The organism is Streptomyces sp. NPDC059564, assembly GCF_042735575.1.
In the GTDB taxonomy this organism is placed as follows: domain Bacteria; phylum Actinomycetota; class Actinomycetes; order Streptomycetales; family Streptomycetaceae; genus Streptomyces.
This window is the reverse complement of record NZ_JBHWBP010000391.1, coordinates 1-6,782: the sequence shown is the minus strand read 5'-3', so window position 1 is coordinate 6,782 and position 6,782 is coordinate 1. Positions and strand designations below refer to the sequence as shown.

The 6,782-nt window shown below is 74.8% G+C and carries 1 protein-coding gene and 1 pseudogene; both read right to left on the bottom strand.

The annotated features are described in order from the left end of the window. Positions 1-2,639, bottom strand: a pseudogene (locus ACFV0Q_RS36160) (type I polyketide synthase); the annotation flags it as partial. A gap of 96 nt (positions 2,640-2,735) precedes the next feature. Next, positions 2,736-6,782: SDR family NAD(P)-dependent oxidoreductase (locus ACFV0Q_RS36155; RefSeq protein WP_385011450.1), on the bottom strand; the 4,047-nt coding region annotated here is incomplete at its 5' end.

Here is a 6,782-nt window from a genome sequence, read left to right as displayed (position 1 = left end):
GTCCAGTCGACGGGCGTGCCGTGGACGTGGAGCCCGGCGAGGGCGGTGGTGACGGCCAGGCCCTCGGCGCGGTCCGTCCGCAGGACGGGGATGACGGCAGGGCCGCCGTCGAGGACCGACTGGGCCATGGCGGTCAGGACACCGCCCGGGCCGATCTCCAGGAAGGTACTCGCACCCTCGTCGGCGAGGGAGGTGACGGCGTCGGCGAAGCGGACGGCCTCGCGGACGTGGCGCACCCAGTAGTCGGCGGAGCAGAACTCCTGGGCCGACACGGGGCGACCGGTGAGCGTCGACACGACGGGGAGCCTCGGGGCGTGGAAGGTGACCGTTTCCACGGCCTTGCGGAACTCGGCCAGCATCGGGTCCATCAGCGGCGAGTGGAAGGCGTGGGAGACGGGCAGCGCCTTCGTCTTGCGGCCGTCGGCCGACAGCCGGTCGACGATCGCCGCTACGGCATCCCCCGCGCCCGAAACCACCACGGCCGAGGGCCCGTTCACGGCGGCGATGCCCGCGCGGTCCCCGTACCCGGCCAGCAGGGGCCTCACCTCGTCCTCCGAGGCCTGCACCGCCACCATGACGCCCCCGGCCGGGAGCGCCTGCATCAGCCGGCCACGCGCCGCCACCAGCCGCGCCGCGTCTTCGAGGGAGAGGACGCCCGCGACATGGGCGGCGGCGAACTCGCCCACCGAGTGGCCCGCCAGGAGGTCGGGCCGCACACCCCAGGACTCCACCAGCCGGTACAGCGCCACCTCGACGGCGAACAACGCCGGCTGGGTGTAACGGGTCTCGTTCAGCAGCTCGGGATCGTCCCCGAACACGACCCTTTTCAGGGGACGTTCGAGGTGGGGGTCCAGTTCGGAGCAGACCGCGTCGAACGCTTCGGCGAACACGGGAAAGGAGGCGTGCAGTTCGCGCCCCATCCCGGGCCGCTGGCTCCCCTGCCCCGAGAACAGGAACGCGGTTCCGCCGTCACGGCCGCCGATCCCCTCGACGACCTGCGCGGCCGAGGTCCCTTCGGCCACCGCCTTCACACCGGCGACGAGTTCGGGCAGGTCCGTACCGACCACGGCGGCGCGGTGTTCGAGTGTGGTCCGCGAGGTGGCCAGGGAATGGGCCACGTCCACGGCACTGACGTCGCCGAGGCCGAGGACGTGCGCCAGGAGCCTTTCGGCCTGTTGCCGCAGGGCCGCGCTGTTGCGTCCCGAGAGGGTCCACGCGACGGGCAGGGTCCCACCGGCCGGCTCTTCCTCGGCCTCGGGCGCCGGCGGAGCCTCCTCGATGATGGTGTGGGCGTTGGTCCCGCTCACGCCGAAGGAGGATACGGCGGCCCGGCGCAGGCGGCCGTTCTCCGTCCACGCGACGGGCTCGGTCAGCAGGCGGACGGCTCCCGACGACCAGTCGACGTGCGGCGACGGCTCGTCCACGTGGAGCGTCTTCGGCAGGACCCCGTGCCGCATCGCCTCGACCATCTTGATGATCCCGCCCACCCCGGCGGCGGCCTGGGTGTGCCCGATGTTCGACTTCAGCGAGCCCAGCCACAGCGGGCTCTCCTCGGAACGCGCCTGCCCGTACGTGGCCAGCAGCGCCTGCGCCTCGATCGGGTCACCCAGCCGCGTCCCCGTACCGTGCGCCTCCACCACGTCCACGTCCGCCGCGGACAACCCGGCACTGGCGAGGGCCTGTTCGATGACGCGCTGCTGCGCCGGACCGTTCGGGGCGGTGAGCCCGTTCGAAGCGCCGTCCTGGTTGACCGCGCTGCCCCGCACGACGGCGAGTACCGGGTGGCCGTTGCGGCGGGCGTCCGAGAGCCGTTCCACCAGCAGCATGCCGACGCCCTCGCCCCACCCGGTGCCGTCGGCCCCGGCGGCGAAGGACTTGCAGCGGCCGTCCACGGCGAGGCCCTGCTGGCGGCTGAACTCGGTGAACATGCCGGTGGCGGCCATGACGGCGGCCCCGCCCGCGAGCGCCATCGTGCACTCCCCCTGCCGCAGGGCCTGGACGGCCAGGTGCAGGGCGACGAGGGACGAGGAGCACGCGGTGTCGACGGTCAGTGAGGGGCCTTCGAGGCCGAAGGTGTACGACACCCGGCCGGAGGCGACGCTGGGGGCGGTGCCGGTGAGCAGGAAGCCCTCCAGCTCTTCGCGGGTGTCGCCGCTGCCCGCGTACCCCTGGTAGGCGAGCCCGACGAACACGCCGGTCCGGGAGCCCTTGACGGAGGCCGGGGCGATCCCGGCGCGCTCGAACGCCTCCCAGGCGACCTCGAGGAGGAGCCGCTGCTGCGGGTCGGTGGCGAGGGCCTCGCGGGGGGACATCCCGAAGAAGCCGGGGTCGAAGCGGCCCGCTTCGTGGAGGAACCCGCCCTCGCGGGTGTAGCACTTGCCGGGCGTGCCCGGGTCCGGGTCGTACAGCCCGTCGAGGTCCCAGCCTCGGTTGGCGGGGAAGCCGGTGACGGCGTCCGAGCCGCTCTCGACCAGCCGCCAGAGCGCTTCGGGGCTGTCCACCTGTCCCGGGTAGCGGCAGCTCATCGCCACGATGGCGATCGGCTCCTGGTCCTTGGTCTCCACTTCGTGGAGCCGGCGCCGGGTCTGCTTGAGATCCGCCGTCACGCGCTTGAGGTAGTCCAGCAGTTTCTGTTCGTTCTCGTTCTGCATGTTTCGTTCACCCGCCGGGATGTGTCTGGAAATGTGGTGCGGTGGTGCGGGCCGCGAAGGTGTGCACCGGGTCGTTCCGGGTGATCAGGCGCCGTCGAGCTCCTCGTCGATGAGCGCGAAGATGTCGTCGACGGTGGCGCTGCGCAGCCGCTCGTCGGATGCCTCGTCGGGTGCCGGGCGGCCCGCCCCGCCGTCGGCCGCGGGGCCCTCGCTGAAGGCCGCGAGCACCCCGTGCAGGCGGGTCCTGATCCGGGACCGGACCAGTTCGTCGTCGGCGCCGACGGCGGCGAGGGCCGTCTCCAGCCGGTCGAGTTCGCCGAAGACGGCCAGGGCGGACGGGGCCTGCGCCTGGTCCGGTGCGAGGTCGAGCCGGATGCGCTCGGCGAGCGCGACGGGCGTGGGGCAGTCGAACACGAGGGTGGCCGGCAGCCGGAGTCCGGTGGCGGCATTGAGCCGGTTGCGCAGTTCGACCGAGGTGAGCGAGTCGAAGCCGAGCAGCTTGAACTCCCGGTTCCGGTCGATGTCGCGCGGGCCGCCGATGCCGAGCACCGCCGCGACCTGGGTGCGTACCAGGTCCAGCAGGAGGGTGTCCCGTTCGGGCTCGGACAGGGCGCCGAGCCGGTCGCGCAGCGCGTCGGCGCCGCCGGCCGTCACGGCGTCCCGGGCGGTACGCCGGGTGGCCGGGCGGGCCAGGCCGCGCAGGACCGCCGGGATCTGCCTGGCGGAGTCCGGGCCGGCGGCGGACGCGGTGGTGGCGAAGCGCACGGGTACGGCGACGGCGTGTTCGCCGGTCCGGGCCGCGTCGAAGAGCGCGAGGCCCTCCTCGGCGGGGAAGGACACCAGTCCGGAGCGGGCCATCCGCTCGCGTCCCGGCTCGTCCATCCCCGAGGCCATGCCGCTGTCGGCCCACGGCCCCCAGGCGATGGCGGTGGCGGGCAGGCCTGCCACCCGGCGGCGCTGGGCGAGCGCATCGAGGAAGGCGTTGGCGGCGGCGTAGTTGCCCTGCCCGGCGCTGCCGAGGGTCGCGGCGACGGACGAGAACAGGACGAACTCGGACAGGTCCAGGTGCCGGGTCAGCTCGTGGAGGTTGAGCGCGGCGTCCGCCTTGGGGCGCAGTACGGCGTCCAGCCGGTCCGGGGTGAGGGAGGCGACCAGCCCGTCGTCGAGGACACCGGCCGCGTGGATCACGGCGGTCAGCGGCCGGTCCGCAGGGACGCCGCCCAGCAGGGCGGCGAGCGCACTGCGGTCGGCGGCGTCGCAGGCCGCCACCGTGACGGTCGTGGCGCCCCGCGCGAGCAGGTCGTCCCGCAGGGCGGCCGCTCCCTCGGCCGCCGTGCCGCGCCTGCCGGCGAGCAGCAGGTGCCGTACGCCGTGTTCGGCCACCAGGTGGCGGGCCACGAGCCCGCCCAGCGCCCCGGTGCCACCGGTGACGAGGACGGTGCCGGCGGGGTCGTGCGGGACGGGGACGGTGAGGACGAGCTTGCCGATGTGCCGGGCCTGGCTGAGGTGGCGCAGCGCGTCGGGTGCCCGGCGTACGTCCCAGCAGGTGACGGGGAGCGGGCGCAGCGACCCGGTCTCGAACAGCGCCACCAGTTCGCGGAGCATGGCGCCGATGCGGTCGGGTCCGGCTTCGATGGTGTCGAAGGCGGTGTAGGCGGCGCCCCGGTGTTCCGCGGCGACGCGTTCGGGGTCACGGACGTCCGTCTTGCCCATCTCCAGGAAGCGGCCGCCGTCGGTCAGCGTGCGCAGCGAGGCGTCCACGTAGTCGCCGGCGAGGGAGTTGAGTACGACGTCCACGCCGCGGCCGCCGGTGGCGGTCAGGAACCGCTGTTCGAAGCCGAGTTCGCGGGAGGAGGCGAGGTGGTCCTGGTCCAGGCCCGCCGCGTGCAGGGCCGCCCACTTGCCGGGCCCCGCGGTGCCGTAGACCTCGGCGCCGAGGTGCCGGGCCAGCTGGGTCGCGGCCATCCCGACGCCGCCGGCCGCCGAGTGCACCAGCAGCGTCTGTCCGGCCCGCAGGCCCGCCAGGTCGACCAGGGCGTAGTAGGCGGTCAGGAAGACGATCGGCGCCGACGCGGCTTCGGTGAAGGTCCAGCCCTCCGGCATCCTGGCCACCATCCGGTGGTCGGCGACGGCGAGCGGGCCGAAGGATTCGGGGATCATGCCGAACACCCGGTCCCCCACCGCCAGTTCGGTGACCCCGGGGCCGGTCTCGGCCACGACGCCGGCGGCCTCGCTGCCCAGGGTGGCGGCCCCCGGATACATGCCGAGAGCGATGAGGGCGTCCCGGAAGTTGACCCCTGCGGCGCGGACGGCGATCCGTACCTGGCCCTCGCCGAGCGGGGCGGTGGCCGCGGGGTTCTCCGTCAGCGCGAGGTCGTCGAGGGTACCTGCGGCTCCGGTGGCCCCGGTGGTCAGCCGCCAGGCGGTGACGCCGGGGGCGGGCCGCAGCGCGTCTCCGGCCGACCGGCGGGCGAGCCTGGGCACGTACGCGAGGCCGTCGCGCAGCGCGAGCTGCGGCTCACCGGTCGCCAGCGCGGCGGACAGCGCCCGGCCGGACCGGCCCTGACCGGCCGGGTCGTCGGTGTCCACGAGGACCACGCGTGCGGGGTTCTCCGACTGGGCGGACCGTACGAGGCCCCAGAGGGCGCTCTGCGCCGGGTCGGCGACGGTGGCGCCGGGCGTGGGGGCGACCGCGCCCCGGGTGAGCAGCACCAGCCGGGCGTGCGCGGTCCGGTCGTCGCCGAGCCAGGTCCGCAGGAGTTCGAGGCCCTGCCGGGTCACCGTGCGGACGTCCTCCGCCGTGCCGCCGCCGGTGGCGCGCGGGGCGGGGATCAGGACGGTGTCCGGGAGGACCTCCGTGTCGCCGGGGGCGGCCAGGAGCGCGAGGAGTCCCGCGTGGTCCTCCGCCCGGGTGACGGTGCCGGTGGCGCCGGTTTCCTCCAGGGGCAGGGCGGGCCAGTCCATCCGGTACAGCGTGTCCTGGTGCTCGACCTGCCGTGCGGAGGACAGCTGATCGGCCGTCACCGCCCGGAGCACGAGGGATTCGACGGAGGCGACCAGCCGGCCCGTACCGTCGGCGACGAGCAGCGACACCGTGTCGGGGGCGGGCGAGGTCAGGCGGACGCGCAGGCTCGTGGCACCGGTCGCGTCCAGCCGTACGCCGCTCCAGGCGAACGGGATGCGTCCCTGCCCGGTGTCGGGCAGCAGGCCGCCGAGGCCGACCGCGTGCAGGGCGGAGTCGAGCAGCGCCGGGTGGACGCCGAAACCGTCGGCGGTGGTGTCCTGCGGCAGCGCGACCTCGGCGAACACCTCGCCATCGCGCTGCCACAGCGCGCGCAGCCCCTGGAACACGGGTCCGTAGCCGAAGCCGAGTTCCGTCAGCCGCTCGTAATACCCCTCGATGGGGACGGGCCGGGCGGCGGCGGGCGGCCACTGCGCCAGGTCCTCCGCGATGTCGGGGCGCGAGGCCTCCGGGGCGAGTACGCCGATGGCGTGGGCCGACCAGGGTGCGTCGGGGCTCGCGCCGTCCGGCCGGGAGTGGACCTGCACGGTCCGCCGCCCGGTGTCGTCGGGTCCGGCCACGGTGACCTGGAGCTGGACGCCGCCCTGAGCGGGCAGTACGAGCGGGGCCTGGAGGGTGAGCTCGTCGACCCGGCCGCAGCCGGTTTCGTCGGCGGCCCGGATCGCGAGGTCCACCAGCGCCGTACCGGGCAGCAGCACCGCTCCCATGACCTGGTGTTCGGCCAGCCAGGGCTGTGCCGTCAGCGACAGCCGCCCGGTGAGGACGACGCCCTCACCGTCGGCGAGTGCGACGGCGGCGCCCAGCAGCGCGTGGTCCGCCGACCGCAGGCCGGCGCTCGCGAGGTCCCCGACGGCGCGGCCGGTGTCGAGCCAGTGGCGGGTGCGCTGGAAGGCGTACGTGGGGAGGTCGATGAGCCGGGCGCCGCGTCCGGCCAGGACGGCGGTCCAGTCGACGGGCGTGCCGTGGACGTGGAGTCGGGCGAGGGCGGTGGTGACGGCCAGGCCCTCGGCGCGGTCCGTCCGCAGGAGGGGGATGACGGCAGGGCCGCCGTCGAGGACCGACTGGGCCATGGCGGTCAGGACACCGCCCGGGCCGATCTCCAGGAAGGT